General features: G+C 40.0%; 15 protein-coding genes. 8 read left to right on the top strand and 7 right to left on the bottom strand.

From position 1 onward, the window contains the following. Positions 1-126: 126 nt before the first annotated feature. The 4 genes from AACZ88_RS13310 to AACZ88_RS13295 all read right to left on the bottom strand — a co-directional run bounded on the left by AACZ88_RS13310 (position 127) and on the right by AACZ88_RS13295 (position 5,383). Positions 127-2,487, bottom strand: coding sequence for a transglycosylase domain-containing protein (locus AACZ88_RS13310; protein WP_339711136.1), 2,361 nt, complete (start codon positions 2,485-2,487; stop codon positions 127-129). Then, positions 2,480-2,965: a gliding motility lipoprotein GldH gene (locus AACZ88_RS13305; RefSeq protein WP_339711134.1), complete on the bottom strand. Its 486-nt coding sequence runs from the start codon at positions 2,963-2,965 to the stop codon at positions 2,480-2,482. The genes AACZ88_RS13310 and AACZ88_RS13305 overlap by 8 nt, the downstream gene beginning before the upstream one ends. Next, positions 2,958-4,127 (bottom strand): regulatory iron-sulfur-containing complex subunit RicT, encoded by a 1,170-nt coding sequence (gene ricT / locus AACZ88_RS13300; protein ID WP_339711132.1) that lies wholly within the window; start codon positions 4,125-4,127, stop codon positions 2,958-2,960. Before ricT ends, AACZ88_RS13305 begins: the two co-directional genes overlap by 8 nt. A 224-nt stretch (positions 4,128-4,351) precedes the next feature. Continuing rightward, a complete protein-coding gene (locus tag AACZ88_RS13295; protein ID WP_339711130.1) occupies positions 4,352-5,383 on the bottom strand; it encodes a rhodanese-related sulfurtransferase in 1,032 nt (343 codons plus the stop codon). Positions 5,384-5,938: 555 nt separating this feature from the next. Between AACZ88_RS13295 and recA the strand changes: the two genes are divergently transcribed. The 5 genes from recA to AACZ88_RS13270 all read left to right on the top strand — a co-directional run bounded on the left by recA (position 5,939) and on the right by AACZ88_RS13270 (position 11,442). Continuing rightward, positions 5,939-6,943, top strand: a complete 1,005-nt coding sequence (recA, locus tag AACZ88_RS13290) for a recombinase RecA (RefSeq protein WP_339711127.1) — start codon at positions 5,939-5,941, stop codon at positions 6,941-6,943. A 166-nt stretch (positions 6,944-7,109) separates the two neighbouring features. After that, complete coding sequence (locus AACZ88_RS13285; RefSeq protein ID WP_339711124.1) at positions 7,110-7,526, top strand: hypothetical protein; 417 nt, start codon at positions 7,110-7,112, stop codon at positions 7,524-7,526. 27 nt (positions 7,527-7,553) lie between these two features. Further along, positions 7,554-8,120, top strand: coding sequence for an RNA polymerase sigma factor (locus tag AACZ88_RS13280; RefSeq protein ID WP_339711122.1), 567 nt, complete (start codon positions 7,554-7,556; stop codon positions 8,118-8,120). 39 nt (positions 8,121-8,159) lie between these two features. Then, positions 8,160-9,695, top strand: coding sequence for an outer membrane beta-barrel protein (locus AACZ88_RS13275; RefSeq protein ID WP_339711120.1), 1,536 nt, complete (start codon positions 8,160-8,162; stop codon positions 9,693-9,695). Between the two features lie 217 nt (positions 9,696-9,912). Then, complete coding sequence (locus AACZ88_RS13270; protein WP_339711118.1) at positions 9,913-11,442, top strand: arylsulfatase; 1,530 nt, start codon at positions 9,913-9,915, stop codon at positions 11,440-11,442. A gap of 44 nt (positions 11,443-11,486) precedes the next feature. Here AACZ88_RS13270 and AACZ88_RS13265 read toward each other — a convergent pair whose 3' ends face one another. Continuing rightward, the gene (locus tag AACZ88_RS13265; RefSeq protein WP_339711115.1) at positions 11,487-12,278 is read right to left on the bottom strand and encodes a lysophospholipid acyltransferase family protein; all 792 of its coding nucleotides are present in this window, start codon (positions 12,276-12,278) and stop codon (positions 11,487-11,489) included. A 64-nt stretch (positions 12,279-12,342) separates the two neighbouring features. Between AACZ88_RS13265 and trpS the strand changes: the two genes are divergently transcribed. Beyond that, positions 12,343-13,311: a tryptophan--tRNA ligase gene (gene trpS, locus AACZ88_RS13260; protein ID WP_339711112.1), complete on the top strand. Its 969-nt coding sequence runs from the start codon at positions 12,343-12,345 to the stop codon at positions 13,309-13,311. A 13-nt stretch (positions 13,312-13,324) separates the two neighbouring features. Beyond that, positions 13,325-14,281 (top strand): M20/M25/M40 family metallo-hydrolase, encoded by a 957-nt coding sequence (locus tag AACZ88_RS13255; RefSeq protein ID WP_339711110.1) that lies wholly within the window; start codon positions 13,325-13,327, stop codon positions 14,279-14,281. A gap of 286 nt (positions 14,282-14,567) precedes the next feature. Here AACZ88_RS13255 and AACZ88_RS13250 read toward each other — a convergent pair whose 3' ends face one another. Together AACZ88_RS13250 and dprA are read right to left on the bottom strand one after the other, a co-directional pair. Then, positions 14,568-15,329, bottom strand: coding sequence for an FKBP-type peptidyl-prolyl cis-trans isomerase (locus AACZ88_RS13250; protein ID WP_339711107.1), 762 nt, complete (start codon positions 15,327-15,329; stop codon positions 14,568-14,570). Between the two features lie 307 nt (positions 15,330-15,636). Further along, a complete protein-coding gene (gene dprA, locus AACZ88_RS13245; protein ID WP_339711501.1) occupies positions 15,637-16,752 on the bottom strand; it encodes a DNA-processing protein DprA in 1,116 nt (371 codons plus the stop codon). 94 nt (positions 16,753-16,846) lie between these two features. Between dprA and AACZ88_RS13240 the strand changes: the two genes are divergently transcribed. Next, on the top strand, positions 16,847-17,803 hold the full coding sequence (locus AACZ88_RS13240; protein WP_339711104.1) for an SPOR domain-containing protein: 957 nt from the start codon (positions 16,847-16,849) through the stop codon (positions 17,801-17,803). The last annotated feature ends 56 nt before the right edge of the window (positions 17,804-17,859 follow it).

Genomic DNA, 17,859 nt, shown 5'->3' with positions numbered 1-17,859 from the left:
CACAGAAAAGTTCAGCAAATACCTCAAGGTATTGCTTTCAAAAATCAAAGAGCGGGAAGTATCGCAGAAGTAAATGTTCTTAAACCCCAGAAGTTTTCAGGCCTTAATTAATCAGCGATTTGCTTCTTAAAAATCTAAATCATCCAAATCATCACCGGGATCAACTTCCTCATCGGTATTTTCGACAGTCTTTGAGCAATCGACATTGATTGACAAGTTTTCAGGTGCAGGGAATTCTCCATCGGATATACCCAAATCGTTGTTTGCATAGTTTTTCTTCATATAAAGGCCCCAAATAGGTAGTGCCGTAGAAGCACCTTGGCCATATCTCAAGGAAGAAAAGTGTATAGCCCTATCCTCTCCACCGACCCAAACACCAGTAACCAAATTTGGCACCATACCCATAAACCAGCCATCACTCTGATTCTGTGTTGTACCTGTTTTACCTGCAATAGGGTTGGTAAACCCGTAAGGATATCCTGTAATAATTTCCTTATATTCAGTGGCATTCTTTTGGTAGCTGTGACGCAAACGCGTTCCGGAACCTCCTTCGGTCACACCTTCCATAAGGTTCAACATCGCATAGGCCACATCTTTGCTTAATACATCTTTAGTTTCTGGAACGTATTCATAAAGTACCGTACCATTTTTATCTTCAATTCGTGTTACCATTACCGGCTTGACATACACGCCTTGATTAACAAAAGTACCATATGCCCCAACCATCTCGTAGAGATTTACGTCAGGTGTTCCCAAGGCTATGGAAGGTACTTCTGGAATATCTCTTGTCAGCCCAATATTTTTAACGATGGAAACTACCGACTTAGGCCCTACCCTATCAATCAATTGAGCCGTAACGGTATTCATTGAATTGGCAAGTGCTTTTTTCAACGTATACATTTTCCCAGAATATTTACGATCGGCATTCCCAGGACACCATTTTTCAGGATTGCCGTGTTTTCCAGCTTCTATGCAATATAAGATGTCGGGTAAAGAATCGCAGGGCGATAAGCGTAGCTGATCAATGGCCGCTGCGTATACGAAAGGTTTAAATGTCGAACCCGGTTGGTGCGACCCCTGATAAACACCATCATATTGAAAATGTTTGTAATCTACTCCCCCGACCCAAGCCTTCACGTGGCCGGTCTGGGGTTCCATAGACATCATTGCCGTTCTTAAAAAGGTCTTATAATACCGAATGGAATCCATCGGGGTCAATACGGTATCCTTTTCCCTTGTTTCACTGTTCCAATCGAAAACCGTCATATCGATTTTTTTGGTAAAAGATTCGCGAATCTCTTTTTCCGATTTTCCGTTCGCCTTCATTTTGCGCCACCGATCAGAGGTTTTCATGGCCCGTTCCATGATACTATTGATTTCCTTTTTCTCAAGACCCACGAAAGGGGTAGTGGCATTACGATCTGGCGTATTTTGATGAAAGAATTCTGCCTGTAATTTCTTCATATGCTCCCCTACGGCATCCTCTGCATTCTTTTGCATACGTGAATCGATGGTCGTATATATACGAAGCCCGTCTAAATAAAGGTTCCATTTGTCGCGTTGACCTTCTAGGGCCGGCTTCGGATTCTTCTTAATCCATTTATTCATAAAGCCCTGCAGGTACATTCTGAAGTAAGTGGCGATACCTTCCCGGTGAGACTCAGGGTTAAAGTTGATATTCATTTCCATCGCCTGTAATGAATCTTTTTCCACTTCCGAAATATAACCGTACTTAGCCATTTGGGCCAAGACCACATCTCTTCTATTCTTTGTGCCCACTGGATTTCTTCTTGGTATGGGATTGTAAAGGGAAGAATTTTTGAACATGCCTACCAACATGGCCGATTCCTCAACTTTTAAATCTTTAGGCTCTTTTCCAAAATATATTCTGGATGCAGAACGAATACCATCGGCATTGTTACCAAAATCATAGATATTGAAATACATCGTGATAATCTCTTCTTTGGTATAACTACGTTCTAACTGTGTGGCAATTACCCATTCTTGAATCTTTTGCTTGATGGTTTCAAATTTATTTCTAGAACGTACACCCACGAACAGCTGTCGCGCCAACTGTTGTGAAATCGTACTTGCACCACCACGTTTCCCAAGAAAGAAAAAGGCCCGCAGCGTTCCCCGGGCATCAATACCTGAATGATTGTAAAAACGAGCATCTTCGGTAGCTACCAACGCATTCACCAAATTCTCGGGCAAATCTTCAAACGAAACATCGGTTCTGTTATCGTCTAAATAAAATTTACCCAATGTTTTTGCATCGGAAGATATAATTTCGGTCGCTAAATTGGTCTGTGGATTCTCTAGCGTCTCAAAGGTGGGCAATTCACCAAAAGCGCCCCATGACGCCAACAAAAATAGTAAGGCCACAGCAAAAATCCCCGTGATAAATAATATCCAGAACCATTTAATGAATTTCCAAAAACTTTGGTCTGCTTTTTTCTTTTTGGCCCCTGCCATATTTTTACTCATTACTTTTTACAATTTCAAAACCTACATCGGTAATGCCTGGCAAATTGGCTATGCCATCAACACTACCATTTTTTCGCATTGCATGTGAAACACTCAAGGTATATACGCCAGAAGAGGGAAAAACGATGTTCTCTTTATACCAAAGTTTGTTTTCTTTAATGCTTCCATAGCCTTTACCCAACCATTTACCATCAGGAAGTGCCATTTCATATTCCAATGTATCCTTAACGGTTTCTCCACTAGGAAAATTGAGTTCAGCTATTAAAAAAAGATTACTGTAAGGAAAAGTTTCGTCATTACGGATATTAATGAACATATTATGACGCCGAATCGTATCAACTTCGGAAAACGTAAATTCAATCGTATGATCCTTGTTCCAATGCCCTTTATCAGTAGCCTTGTATTCTGAAACCAACAAGGCGTCATTACAAGAAACAACACATATCAGAGCTGCTAAGACAAACAAACTTTTAGGCATTTTTTGGACGTCTTTTTCTATTGTTCCTTCTTTTCTTGTTCTTGTTCTTGTTTCTGTTATTTCTGCCCTTTGGTCTATCAAACCGTGTAAGACTATCTTGCCCGACCACATTTTCAAAAACCACTTTCTCTTCGACCGTATTCTCAATGGCATATTCTTCAAGGCTTGCAACCTTCTCTTTCCTTTTGTTCTTTTCTAGAATTTCTTTTACCTGATCTTTCGAAAGGGCATGCCAATTCGCGGGATCTTCTTTGTAAGAAAACCATAAAGTACCCTTAAAAATATCGGTTTTTTGACAAAACGCCATTCCTTTTTCAGTATGCAGCCTTGTATCTGATGATGGAAAATCTTTTAAGGCATCTAGGTACATATCAAGCTCATAATTCAAACAACACTTAAGCTTACCACATTGTCCGGCTAATTTCTGAGGGTTAAGGGATAGCTGTTGATAACGAGCAGCCGAAGTACTGACCGACCTGAAGTCTGTCAACCAAGTAGAACAGCAAAGCTCACGACCGCAAGACCCAATGCCCCCCAAACGTTGGGCTTCTTGGCGATAACCAATTTGCCGCATCTCGATACGTATACCGAAGGCCTTCGCCATGTCTTTGATCAGTTGACGAAAATCGACCCGTTCCTCTGCCGTATAATAAAACGTAGCCTTAGAGCCGTCTCCTTGAAATTCCACATCGGAAATTTTCATTTTCAGTTTTAGGATAATGGCTATTTCCCGTGCTCGCTTTTTAATTTCTTCTTCGCGATTTCTACATTTTTGCCATTTATCGATATCGCTTTGTGATGCTTTTCGGTACACTTTCGGAAGTACATCATCTTTGTAATCGACCTTTTTCCTTTTCATTTGCACTTTGACCAGTTCGCCCACCAAGGTCACAATACCTATGTCATGGCCTGATTGCGCCTGTGTGGCAACAACATCGCCAATTGAAAGGGAAAGGTTTTCACTATTTCGGAAAAACTCCTTTCTACTATTCTTAAAACGTACTTCTACACAATCAAACTGCCTTTCTCCATTTGGGGGCGACATATTTGAAAGCCAATCAAAAACCGTTAATTTATTACAACCGTCAGTACCGCAAGTTCCATTGTTCTTGCACCCGCGCGGCTGTCCATCCTTGTCGGTTGAACAACTGCTACAACCCATATTTTATATCTTGATTTAACAAAAACCAAATGTTCTTGTCAAAAAAGGTTCATACTATTCTTAAAAGTAAAGGTAGTGTTTTTTGCATAGGAAAGAAAGTAGTTTAGCATGTGGTAGCTTGTTTGCCATTTCCCACTACCCTCGGTCTTTTTGGCCCAGAGCTATAAAAACACGCAAAAAACCTGACGTCTCTACTAACCACATTATATCCATCTCGCCTCTTTTCATTTCTTATACTTCAAAACCTCGGACCTACCTTTTTTAAAAATTTTATTACTCACTTCCTTTCCCTTTCTAAGCCTCTTTTGCTCTTCGTAGGGCAATGCATGAACTTCCTTGCAATCTATAGAACAGCAATCGTCCATTTTTTCAGCGCATTCTTCACATTGGATAAATAAAAGGTGGCAAGCCTCATTGGCACAATTCACATGGGTATCACATGCTTTGCCACATTGATGGCAATTCGCAATTACCTCGTTGGAAATACGTTCGCCACGGCGGTGGTCGAAAACAAAATTCTTACCCATAAATTTATTCTCCAGTTTTTTATTTTCAACCTGTCGGGCATATTCTATTATTCCACCTTCCAACTGGTATACTTGCTTAAAACCTTTATGCCTATAATACGCACTGGCTTTTTCACAGCGAATACCACCCGTACAGTACATGACCAACTTTTTATCTTCTTTATGATCGGCCAAATCATTCTCTATAAGATCTAGCGAATCGCGAAAAGTATCCACATCGGGGGTAATGGCATTTTTAAAATGCCCTATTTCGCTCTCATAATGATTACGCATATCGACCAAAATGGTATCGGGATCCTCAAGAAGCTCATTAAATTGCTCAGCACCAACATGAATGCCCTTATCAGTAACATCAAATGTGTTATCATTAAGGCCATCTGCTACTATTTTTTTACGGACCTTCACTTTAAGCTTTAAAAAGGATTTATTATTTTGCTCAATGGCAATATTAAGCCGGACGTTTTCTAAAAAGGAGACACTGTCAAGATGTTTTTTTAAATTTTCAAAATTTACGGCAGGCACCGAAAGCTGTGCATTTATTCCCTCATTGGCCACATAAATCCGGCCTAATACGTCAAGTTCGTTCCAATGAATAAACAAATGATTTCTGAAAATTACGGGGTTACCGATATGTGCATATTTATAGAAAGAAATGGTCAGGCGCTCTTGCCCTGCTGCTTCGATAAGCGTTTCCCTTTCTTTTGCACTTAAGGTATTGTACAGTTGCATGCTATACGAATTGTTTAAGTTAAAGAATGACTAAAATGCAAATATAATAAATGTTCATAAAAGCTTCCGATGCAATGGGCTTAGGTAACTAAGGGAGTCGGCCTTGCACTCCCATTTTCTCTATTGCTAATGAAACACCAAAAAAAAAGAGTCCCGATGTAATCGAGACTCTTAATCGACCAGTCCATTTTTTTCTTTTTCATAGCATTCTTCAAAGATGCAAAAAGGAAATGGTCAAAAAACCCATCGCATTCTAAAACGATGGTATATAAAATTGAGTTAGTATATACTGTGTTTTTAAGTTAGATACATTTAAGGCAAAAAGGTTGCGTCACATTCAAAACATTTCTCTACAAAAAGTTATCCCATCTTCAAAAAAGGATCTGTAATAGCACTGACATGGCGATATCTTTGTCCTTTTTAATCCCTGACCAAGTCTTCATTCCTAGTTTTAATCAATGCCGCTCAAAATCATTCCAATATTTTAGAAAATAAGGCATATAAATGGTTTTATGCCAAAAGAAATAGTAATTTAGCTTCCCTAAAATTCAAAAAATGAGTTCGGAAAAAGACGCAAAATTAAAGGCCCTAAAATTAACTCTCGATAAGCTGGATAAGACCTATGGCAAAGGTGCAGTAATGAAAATGGGTGATAGTATCGTGCAAGATGTAGAGGTAATTCCCTCGGGTTCTTTGGGTCTTGACATTGCCCTCGGGGTGGGAGGATATCCACGAGGTAGGGTTATTGAAATATACGGCCCGGAATCTTCAGGTAAAACGACATTAACACTTCATGCCATGGCCGAAGCTCAAAAAAACGGCGGCATAGCGGCATTTATCGATGCAGAACATGCTTTTGATCGTTTTTATGCACAAAAATTAGGTGTCGACATCGATAATTTGATTATTTCGCAACCAGATAATGGCGAACAAGCACTAGAAATCGCCGATAATCTGATTCGATCAGGCGCCATTGACATCGTTGTCGTCGATTCTGTTGCGGCACTAACCCCCAAAAGTGAAATCGAAGGTGAAATGGGGGATTCAAAAATGGGGCTACATGCACGATTAATGTCTCAAGCGCTTCGAAAATTGACCGGTTCCATTAGCAAGACCAATTGTACCGTTATTTTTATCAACCAATTACGTGAAAAAATTGGAGTAATGTTCGGTAATCCCGAAACTACTACAGGCGGTAACGCCCTTAAATTCTATGCTTCCGTTCGCCTTGACATTAGAAGGTCTACACAAATTAAAGACACCGATGGAGCCGTTCAAGGAAACAAGACCCGTGTAAAGGTGGTAAAGAACAAAGTAGCGCCCCCATTTAGAACCACAGAATTCGACATCATGTATGGTGAGGGAATTTCGAAGGTCGGTGAAATTATAGATTTGGGTGTACAATATGAAATCGTCAAAAAAAGTGGCTCATGGTTTAGTTATGGTGACACAAAACTTGGTCAAGGTAGAGATGCCGTAAAAGCTTTGCTGAATGATAATCCTGAGCTTTTTGAAGAATTGGATGGAAAAATACGTGAGGCCATTTCTGCTATAAAATAAATAGTACTAACAATATTAAAATCGACGACAATATAAATTGTGTTGATTTTAATCATTTTATCATTAAAATTAAGCCTCAAGTATATTGAGGCTTTTTTATATACCTGATAGCAATAAACGCAACCTTTTCCCATTAATTACATCTTAGAAATAAACTAATTGTAATATGAAAAGGTTAAATTTGATTTTCTGTGCCATTGTGCTTTTTCTCACCTTTGGCGCATGCAGTTTAGATGATGATGGAGCGAACTTTCATTATGAACCATTGCAGATTACCGATGTTGAGCTTCCCGAATCATTTGACTTACACGAAGTGTATAATATCAAAGTAAAACTTTTACGACCGGATGATTGCACCTTAGTGGAAGGGTTTGATGTAACCCGGGGCGATTTGACAACCCGTAACATTGTTGCTATTGGTGCCATACTAGACAATAAAGATTGTATCGCACTAGATCAGGAAGTAGAAGATTCTTTTAGATTTGAAGTATTATATACCGACACCTATCTTTTTCGATTTTATACCGGGGAAGACGAAGATGGAGAACCCCAGTATATCGAGGTTGAAGTACCCGTAAACTAAACCAAAAATTAATAGCTAACCCATAATTTGAGTCTGGACGAGCTAATACAAAGTTGCAGCAAGGGAGATAGAAAGGCACAAGAGCAATTATATCGAAAATACTCCGATATACTGTTCGGTATATGCCTTAAGTACTCGCGCAATAAAACGGAGGCGGAAGACAACCTTCACGATAGCTTTATTACCATTTTCGAAAAAATTGGACAATATAAATCCAAGGGATCCTTCGAGGGTTGGATGAAACGTATTACCGTAAATACGGTTTTACAAAAATATAGAAAAGAAGAGCACCTAAGTGTAGTTTCAGAAAACACAGAGGAAGAGACGTTCGTAGAATCAGGTTATGTAGATGTGAGTTTAGACACCCTATTGAACCATATTCAAAGCCTTCCGAACAAGTACCGAACAACCTTTAATCTCTATGTTCTTGATGGGTATTCACACAAAGAAATAGGAGAACTTTTGGGCACATCACCCGGAACATCAAAATCAAATCTTGCCCGTGCAAGAAGTATATTAAAAGAAAAAATCGAAACCGAAACCACCAGATCGATAATCGGCGTACTGATTATTGCATTTGGAAGTATGATATGATCCTTAAGGGCATTGATAAAAAACACAAAGTCATGTAAAATGGGCAAAAAGAACCTAGACAAACTGTTCCAGGAGAAGTTCAAGGACTTTTCGGAAGTACCCGATGAAAAAGTCTGGCAGCAGATATCGGCATCCTTGGACAAAAAGAAAAATACACGTAAGATTATCCCTTTTTGGTGGAAACTGGGCGGTGTCGCTGCCGTATTAGCATTTTTGATATTGGCAATAAACCCTTTCGAACGCACCACCGACCAACAAGACCCCACAGTCGTAACCGACATTGAAAAGGCAAAAGAAAAAAATGCTTCCCAACAACATCCGACTCTTTTGAAAAACACGAATGCAACTGAAAATGCGGTTGTTGATGCTTCAAAAGAAAACCAAAACCCCAAGGTAATCTCCGTTGACGACCCCTTGTTAAAAAAAGAAGTTGATAAAATTAACCCTGAAGCTGCTTCGGAAGGGATTGCTGAACAGCTTCAAACCAACCCCCAAAATTTGGCAAATCAAAATACCAAAATCATTGCCAAAAATAACAGGAACGCTCAATCTAGTAAGGATGGGGAAGGGCCCACCAGAAATGAAAGAGATAAGGATAAGGCCATTAAAAACGAAAATGACGTTTTGATAGCTTCAAATACCAAGGAAAAAGAGAATACCCCTCAAGTGCAACATTTTGAAAAAGATACTACCGGATTTAAATCAGAAGCCATTAGTGCCAATAAGACCGATTCGAATCACGATGTATTAGCTCAAATTGAAGAAGAGGGGTCTGAAGATGAGAAGAAAGTGGAAAAAAAGAAGTCAATCTTTGATGAAATCGAAGGCCTTGAAAATGAAGTAATGACAGAAAAGAGAGAAAGAAAATGGGCCGTTGGTGCAAATGTAGCACCAGTTTACTTTAATTCTTTTGGCGAAGGTTCCCCGATACATTCCAGTTTTACACCCAACTCGAAATCGGGTGCTGTAAATATGAGTTATGGCCTCTCCGTTTCTTATCAAATCAACAAAAGACTAAGTCTTCGTTCGGGGGTAAATAAGGTAGATTATGGTTATGATACCAATGATGTCGAGTTTTCCTCCTCCTTGGCAAGCTCAACTAATGGCGAAATCACTAACATCAACTATGCCCAAACCTCTGAGAATTTAGTAGTGGAAAGTGGCAAGTCGAGTAATGGTCTAGTTCAAAAAGATGCTTTTGTTGAAATTACGCGCGATGGGGTAATGGCACAACAATTTGGTTATTTGGAAATCCCTATGGAATTAAATTATGCCCTAATCGATAATAGGTTCGGCATTGATTTAGTCGGCGGTGTAAGTTCCTTGTTTTTAGTTGATAATTCGGTAGCCCTGACATCTGGCGAATTGACAACCGAAGTTGGGGAAGCCAATAACCTCAATAATGTAAATTTCAGCACCAATGTCGGTTTCGGACTAAACTACAAAGTAACCCCTAAAATAAGGTTAAACGTCGAACCCGTTTTCAAATATCAATTGAATACCTTCTCGAATACTGCAGGTGATTTTCAACCCTTTTCTTTGGGAGTTTACAGTGGGCTGAACTTTAAATTTTAATTAGAGTCAGCCTCATTGCACAACACATTTGTTTCCTCGGTTTAAAACTTGCATAGCGCCGGGCGTAGTGCCAATATGATAATAAACTGTTTGGTATTTTTATCATGTGCCCTTTATTTTCTTCTTGTTTTCGTCCAAGGAATATGAAAACATCAAACTTTAACATCCTTATTTTTTCGTATCTTACTTTAGCATAAAATTCCGTAAGCTGCTAAAAATGAGATTTACCATTCACCTGAGGGTCTATATTTATATTTCGTTTTTCTTCACTTTCTTATGCTATTCACAATCTTCGAAAGAATCGCAAAAACCCAACATTGTACTCATCATGGCCGACGACATCGGCTTTTCCGATATTGGATGCTATGGTGGAGAAATCGAAACACCGAATATTGATTTTCTGGGTCAGGGTGGCATGCGGTTTTCCACATTTTATAATATGGCAAAATGCAACCCGACACGTTCATCGTTGCTAACGGGTCTTTATAATGGAGGGAACGGGGCCGTACATTTAGCACAGCTAACAAAGCAAGCCGGTTACACAAATATCATGAGTGGAAAAGAGCATTTTGACGCATGGGTGCCAGATTACTGCAAGGCCGAAAATGTTTTTGACCAATCCTTTCAGTTTTGGGCTACCACCGAGTATTTTCTGCCGCCTTCCGGTTCATTTGAAAGGCCTTTTTATCTCAATGGCCGTAAACTCTCCGCAAATGAAATCGAACATACACAATCACCCATGTACAAGACCGATTTCATTACAGATTATGCTTTGAAATGGCTCGACACAGCTTTTAAAAACGAAAACCCTTTCTTTTTGTACTTGCCCTATCATGCCGCACATTACCCTTTGCAAGCGCGACCAGAAGATATTGCCAAATATCGGGGCACCTATCGCAAAGGATGGGACAACCTACGTCGGGAACGTTATGAACGTATGCGACAGCTGGGGATTCTTCCGAAAAACGCAAAACTGAGTCCGGCCGAAGGCAATTTAAATACCTCGCGCGGACCACTCGTGCCAAGTTATACCGACTATTATCCCTGGGATAGTCTTCCCGAGGCGCAACAAGATTCACTCGATCTTGAAATGGCCGTGTATGCAGGTATCATAGATCGTATGGATCAAAATATCGGTCGGGTTTTGGAAAAACTAAAGCAGGGTGGAAAACTCGAAAATACCTTAATACTATTTCTAGTGGATAATGGTGCCTGTCCGTTTTACACCAATAAAATCAATGATGTTCAACCCGGACCCGCCAACTCATATTGGAGCTTGCGGTCCACTTGGGCCAATTTGTCGAATACTCCCTTTAGACAGTACAAACAAGCGGGTCATGAGGGCGGCAGTCACACTCCCTTCATTGCGTATTGGCCTGGTAAAATCAAACCTGGCGCTATAACCAGGCAACCGGGTCATGTGGTCGACATAGCGCCCACCTTTTTAGACATTCTGCAAACACAGTATCCAGATTCTATTCATGGATACAAAAGCCTACCACTTCATGGGAGCTCACTGACACCTATATTCCACGGGGAACAACGAGAACAGCCCAATTATTTTATTTCAGGCCTTGACAAGTTCCGAATGTTCCGAAAAGGGGATTTTAAAATCGTACGTCTAAACGGCGGAGCTTGGGAATTGTATAATCTCAAAGAAGACCCCACGGAACTGAACAATCTTGCCACAACATTTCCTGAAAAGTTAAGTCAGCTTACCACCGAATATAACAGTCTGAAACCCTAAAACGGGTAAGTTATCGTACCTTCTCTAACGTTTATGTCCTTTTTTTAGTCCTGTTGAACAACCTCTTGCTCCCGCTCTCGCTTCCGTAACATAGCATTTTTTTCGTCAAGTTCCTTTAAGATAGTATTTCGTACTTTCTCCCGCAACAAGGCTTTATCGCCCTCATCAAGTTCATCGGTTTCAAAAAAAGAACTCACTTTAGCACGAATTCGACCCGGCTCACCACTAAAGAAAGTAAATGAAAAACGTCTTTTATTATCGTAGAATGTAATGGGTACTACTGGGATCTTATGGCCAATGGCCATTTTAAAAGCACCATCTTTAAAATCATCTAATACGACCGATTCATCATCGGGCACGCCTCCTTCCGGAAAAATACAAATGCTCAGTCCTTGATTTAATCGCCGTTGCGCCCTTCGATATACCCCTGTTCTGCTTTTGGTATCTTCCCTGTCTACCATAATACAGACACGTTTATAAAAAAAACCAAATAATGGAATTTTCACCAACTCTTTCTTTCCGACAAATACAAAAGGGTTTTTACTCACTTTCAGCATAAGCATAATATCTAACATACTTGTGTGATTAGCGACCAACATATAGCTCTTTCCTCTAACGATTTGCTCTTCGTAGATGACTTTAGGCGGACACCCCATACCGTATAAAATTGGAACGGCCCACAGGTTTCGCGCCATCCAAAAAAACTGTGTATAAGTTTTTTCCGATATGGTGGCAACTAGCAAAAATGGAAAAAACACAACAATCGGGAGGGCAACAAGTACATAAAACCAAATACGATACATCGTCTGGCCAATTTTTTTTAAGATGGAAAGCATAGCTTCAAAAGTAGGAATATAATTGTGATTTCCTTTACCTTTGCGCCTTATTGAAAAAGAACCTATGGCACGAATACTAACAGGCATACAAAGTACGGGCACACCACATTTGGGAAACATTTTGGGGGCCATAAAGCCTGCAATTGAAATGGCAAAAGACCAAAAAAATGAATCCTTTCTTTTTATTGCAGATATGCATTCGCTAACGCAGATAAAAGATGGGACAACTTTACGTAACAACACCTATGCGATTGCGGCCACATGGCTTGCCTTCGGACTTGATATTGAAAAAACCGTTTTCTATCGTCAAAGCGACGTGCCTCAAACAACCGAACTTGCGTGGTACCTTAGCTGCTTTTTTCCCTACCAACGCCTGACACTTGCCCATTCGTTTAAAGACAAAGCTGGCCGTTTGGAAGACGTAAATGCGGGGCTCTTCAATTACCCCATGTTAATGGCTGCGGATATTTTGCTATATGATGCCGATATTGTTCCCGTAGGGAAAGACCAATTACAGCATTTGGAAATAACCCGGGACGTCGCTTCTCGTTTTCATGCGCAAATGGGTGAAACATTCGTACTGCCGGATGCCAAAGTACAAGAGGAAACCATGTACATACCAGGCACCGATGGCGAAAAGATGAGCAAAAGCAGGGGAAACCTGATCAGTTTATTTCAAACCGATAAAAAACTACGCAAACAAATCATGGGCATACAAACCGATAGCACGCCCATGGAAGACCCCAAAGACCCTGATACGGACAACGTGTTTGCCCTTTACAAGATTCTAGCTTCGGAGGTACAGATTGCTGAAATGCGTTCGAATTACGAAAATGGCAACTATGGCTATGGCCATGCCAAACAAGCGCTCTATGAACTCATTGTTGAACAATTTGGTGAGGCCCGTGAAAAATTCGATTATTACATGAATCATGTGGACGAAATTGACAACGCTCTGACCTTAGGTGCCGAAAAAGCCCAAAAGGTAGCTAATGGGGTATTGGAACGGGTTCGTGAAAAATTAGGTTATTGATTCAAATGGTTTTATGAAACGCATTATTTGCTATAATTTACTTCTTCTATGGGGGGGTGTTGTTTTTTCCCAAACGGAAATCACCAAAGATGAACTCAAAGAGCATATTATCTTTTTAACTTCCGATGCGAACGCTGGAAGATATCCAGGTGGTACTAAAAACAAAAAGGTAGTTCGCTATATTCAAAAAGCTTTTAAAACGGTCGGTGCGCTTCCGTTCAAAAAATCGTATAAACAGCCGTTTAAAGCACAACTGCGAACCGAACGGAAGACTGTTGACAAACCGGTTTCGAAAACTTGGAATGTGGTTGCCGTATTACCAGGGAACGACCCCAAACTAAAAGATGAATATGTAGTTTTGGGCGCACATTACGATCATTTAGGACTCGGAGGCCCTTCTTCAAAATCAGATAAGAAAAACGCAATTCATTATGGTGCCGATGACAACGCTAGCGGCACGGCGGCCCTTCTCGAAATCGCCGAAAAGCTTGCGAGTAAAAAAAACGTTTTAAAGCGAAGCGTTCTCTTAGTTGCCTTCGGCGCAGAAGAACAAGGCCTTTTAGGAAGCAAGAATTTTGTTGAGGACCCTCCAGTGCCCCTTTCCCAAATAAAATTAATGATCAACATGGACATGGTGGGAAGATTGAACGATGCCAAACAAGTGTATATGGGTGGTGCAGGCACTTTTCCCAATGGTGTTGAGCTCATGAAAAATTTAGGAAATCAAAACGGGTTGAATCCAGTGGTTCATGCCGGTTCGGTAGGTGGTTCGGATCATGTGTCCTTTTACAAAAAAGGAATTTCAGTTTTAGGAATTCACACAGGCGGTCACCCACAGTACCACACCCCTGAAGACACAATAGATTTAATCAATCTTGAAGGTCAACGACTGGTCTGTGAATACATTTATAGCACTATACTAGAAATAGCCGCGACCTCGTATAAAATGCGATTTATATCCCAAGACTAAAAAAACCACCTGCCATGGTGACAAAACCAACCACCTGATCGGTCTTAGAAAGCTACAAGACTATTTCAATGACCACTCTCAAGGCTTGTGGGTTATTTTTACCCGTGAAATGCAAAAAACTGAAGAATATATCCTACAAATTATAAAAAACAGACTTGATAGTTTGAAAACATTCCAACTACATCGTGTAATTTTTAAGTTCTTTATCTTCATTTGAACCTTTATATGGGCTCAAGATGAATCCAAATATCGAATAGGATTCCAAAAAATGTCCAATTGGTATTGTTTACTGCCCTTCGATTGAAAGTAATTCCATTTCAAAAATCAAAGTAGCATAGGGAGGAATCATTCCGTTACCGGCCCCGCGTGGCCCATAACCAAGATCTTGAGGTACATACACTTTCCATTTTGAGCCTACCGGCATTAATTGTAGCGCTTCTTGCCACCCTTGAATCACACCGGTCACGCTAAAATTAGCAGGTTCACCACGTTCCACCGAACTGTCGAATATTTTTCCATCTATCAACATTCCAGTATAATGTACACTTACCTGATCCGTACTTTGAGGAATGGCACCCTTGCCTTCTTTTAGAATTTCATATTGCAAGCCACTTTCAGTAGTAACTACCGCGGGCTTCTTGGCGTTTTCAGCTAAAAACAATTCTCCTTCGGCACTCTTTTCTTTCGCTTCGGCTTCCTGCATTTCTTGAAACTTGTTTTGCACAATACCCATGGCCTCTTCCACCGTAATCTTCTCATCTCCCTTCATTACGTCTTCTATAGCTACCGCAATCACATTATAGGGTAAAGAATCAAAACCTACTGCTTTCAAGTTATTGGTCATAACCACCCCAAAAGCATAACTGAACTTATGAAAATCATTTTCAAGATTGACCTCGTTTGACTTTTTTAAAGCATCTAATGCTGTCTGCAATGCTGCAGTTTCAGACTTTAGATTGGCGACTTCATTTATTAAATCTTTCTTTTTTTGAGCATGGCTGGTAACGCATATAAAAAATGCCATTAATACGATAAGGTTCTTGTTCATTGGTAAGACGGATATTAAAAATAAATTAAATGTCAAAAAATTTTGGCAAAGATACTTTATTTAAAAAACAGACCAACCAGTTGCTCCTCTGTTTCGAATTTCCGTAAGATTAACTCTCGTTTTCGGATGCTTTTCCTTGTTCGAGGACCAACGGACACAAAACGAATCATTTCAAGCTTTACTTTAGAGTTTACATACCGACTGGTTTGTACTTCTATTTATTCCTATGATATGTTTGGTTGGTCTGGAAGGACTATTTTTTAAAATAAAGTATTGATTTGGTCATGGTACCAAGGAAAGTCTGTCTTCATATTGCCTCAAATAATTTACCTGGCAAAGGTCGAATAACTCCCTTCATTTCCATGGTCAAAAGGGTTGATGAAACCTTAAAAACAGGCAATTGGCATTCCAGGGCAATACTATCTAACAATTGCTTCCCTTCCCGTAGTAAATACGCATAGATAGATTTTTCGGTTTCATCCAATTCAACGAACAACTGTTTTTGAATAGTTTTGGTTTCTTGGTTTCCAACCTCCCAATCAAGTAGGTAGATTAAATCAGCAGCTGAGGTAATCATGTGCGCCTTCTGCTGTTTGATAAGGTTATTGCACCCCATACTGAACTTGTCGCCTGCGCGCCCAGGAACTGCGAACACATCACGATTATAGCTATTGGCAATATCTGCAGTAACCAGACTCCCTCCTTTTTCGGCCGATTCGACAACCACCGTAGCTTCGCTCATCCCGGCAATGATACGATTACGTTTCAAAAAGTTTTCGCGATCCGGTTTACTCGAACTCCAAAATTCCGTTAAAAACCCTCCATTTTTCTCTACTTCCCTTTGGTATTTTGAATGTATCTTGGGATACATTTGATTCAAACCATGTGCAAGGCAGCCTATCGTTTGCAAGCCATGCTTAACAGCCATTCTTTGGGCACAAATGTCTACGCCATAGGCAAAACCACTTACGATAACAGGATTTAATGGTGCAATCTCTTCTATAAACTTTTCACAAAAGGCTATACCATAACTCGTAATATTCCGCGTGCCGACAACACTGATTATTTTTCTTCCCTTAAGATTAATATTGCCCTTTTTAAATAATACTATTGGACTATCGACACAATGTTTTAAATAGGCCGGATGGTCTTCATCCATAAAATAGGAAAAGCCAATATCATTGTGGTTAATAAAATCAAATTCGGCCTCCGCTGCCTCTAGATGTTCGGTATCATAAAGCCCCTTAAGCGTGTAAGTTCCAATTCCATCGATTTTAAGTAGTTGTCTACGCCTATCTTCGAAAACAGCTTCTGGACTTCCACAATGGGCAATTAATTTTTTAGCGATTACATCTCCAATATTAGGGACATTCTGTAATCGCAACAGCGCAATCAGTTCTTCTTTAGCGAGTTGTGAAGCCATCATAGTTATCCACAAAATACAACAAATAATATGTTAATAAAAAGTCGCCAAAGTGCTTTTATCGCACTATCTTTTTTAGTGATATTTGTATGCAATGGGATTAGAACACTATATAGTAGAGCTTTTGTATCGGTATAATTGTGTGGTCGTACCTGAATTTGGTGCATTTTTAACACAGTTAAAATCATCGAAAATAAACCAATCCACCAATACTTTTTACCCTCCTTCAAAGACACTATCTTTTAATAGTCAGCTTACTTCGAACGATGGGCTATTGGTTTCTCATATGGCTAGTATCGAGAAGATTTCCTATGAGGAAATGCTTAAAAAAGTTAGCGCTGCTGCTGAAGAATGGAAACGGCAAATGGCCAATGGAGAACGCCTAAGGTTACCAGACATCGGAGAACTTTGGTTGAACCACGAAGGAAAAACGCAATTTCAACCTATAACCAAAATTAATTACCTCACGGCTTCTTTTGGTTTATCATCTTTCACTTTAACTCCCGTAACAAGGGAAATTTTGAAGAAAGAAGTTGTTGAACTCGAGGAAAAAATCCCCTTTATTATTACTCCTGAGAAAAGGGAACAACAGAATTCTAGGTCCTATCTAAAGTATGCCGCTGTCATTTTGTTAGCAGTATCGACCGGGTTTACCGGACTACGACTTTACAACGAAAACAAAAATAACGACCAATTGGCAAGGGAGGAGGCTCAGGAACAGGTATCCAAACAAATACAGGAAGCTACTTTTTTCAATACGGCCCCGATGGAATTGCCTGCAATTAATTTGGATGTCACCTCGAAAACCAAAACTAAAGTTCAAAAAACACACCATATTGTGGCCGGAGCCTTTCGCTACAAAACGAATGCTGATAAAAAAATACAGCAGTTGAAAGCCCTCGGATACGATGCTTCATATTTAGGCACTAACCCTTTCGGCCTGCACATGGTTACCTATGACAGCTTTACCGATACGGAACAGGCGTTGGTTTCGCTTCGTGAAATTAAACGCAGCCAGTCAAAGGATGCGTGGTTGTTATCTGTAAAATAACACTTACTTCTTTTTTCTTTAAGCATTCAGGTTATATACCGGTATTACACCGTTAT

The sequence above is a fragment of the uncultured Kriegella sp. genome (genome assembly GCF_963975415.1).
In the GTDB taxonomy this organism is placed as follows: domain Bacteria; phylum Bacteroidota; class Bacteroidia; order Flavobacteriales; family Flavobacteriaceae; genus Kriegella.
Note: the sequence above shows the minus strand (reverse complement) of the source record. Positions and strands in the feature narration are given on the sequence as shown.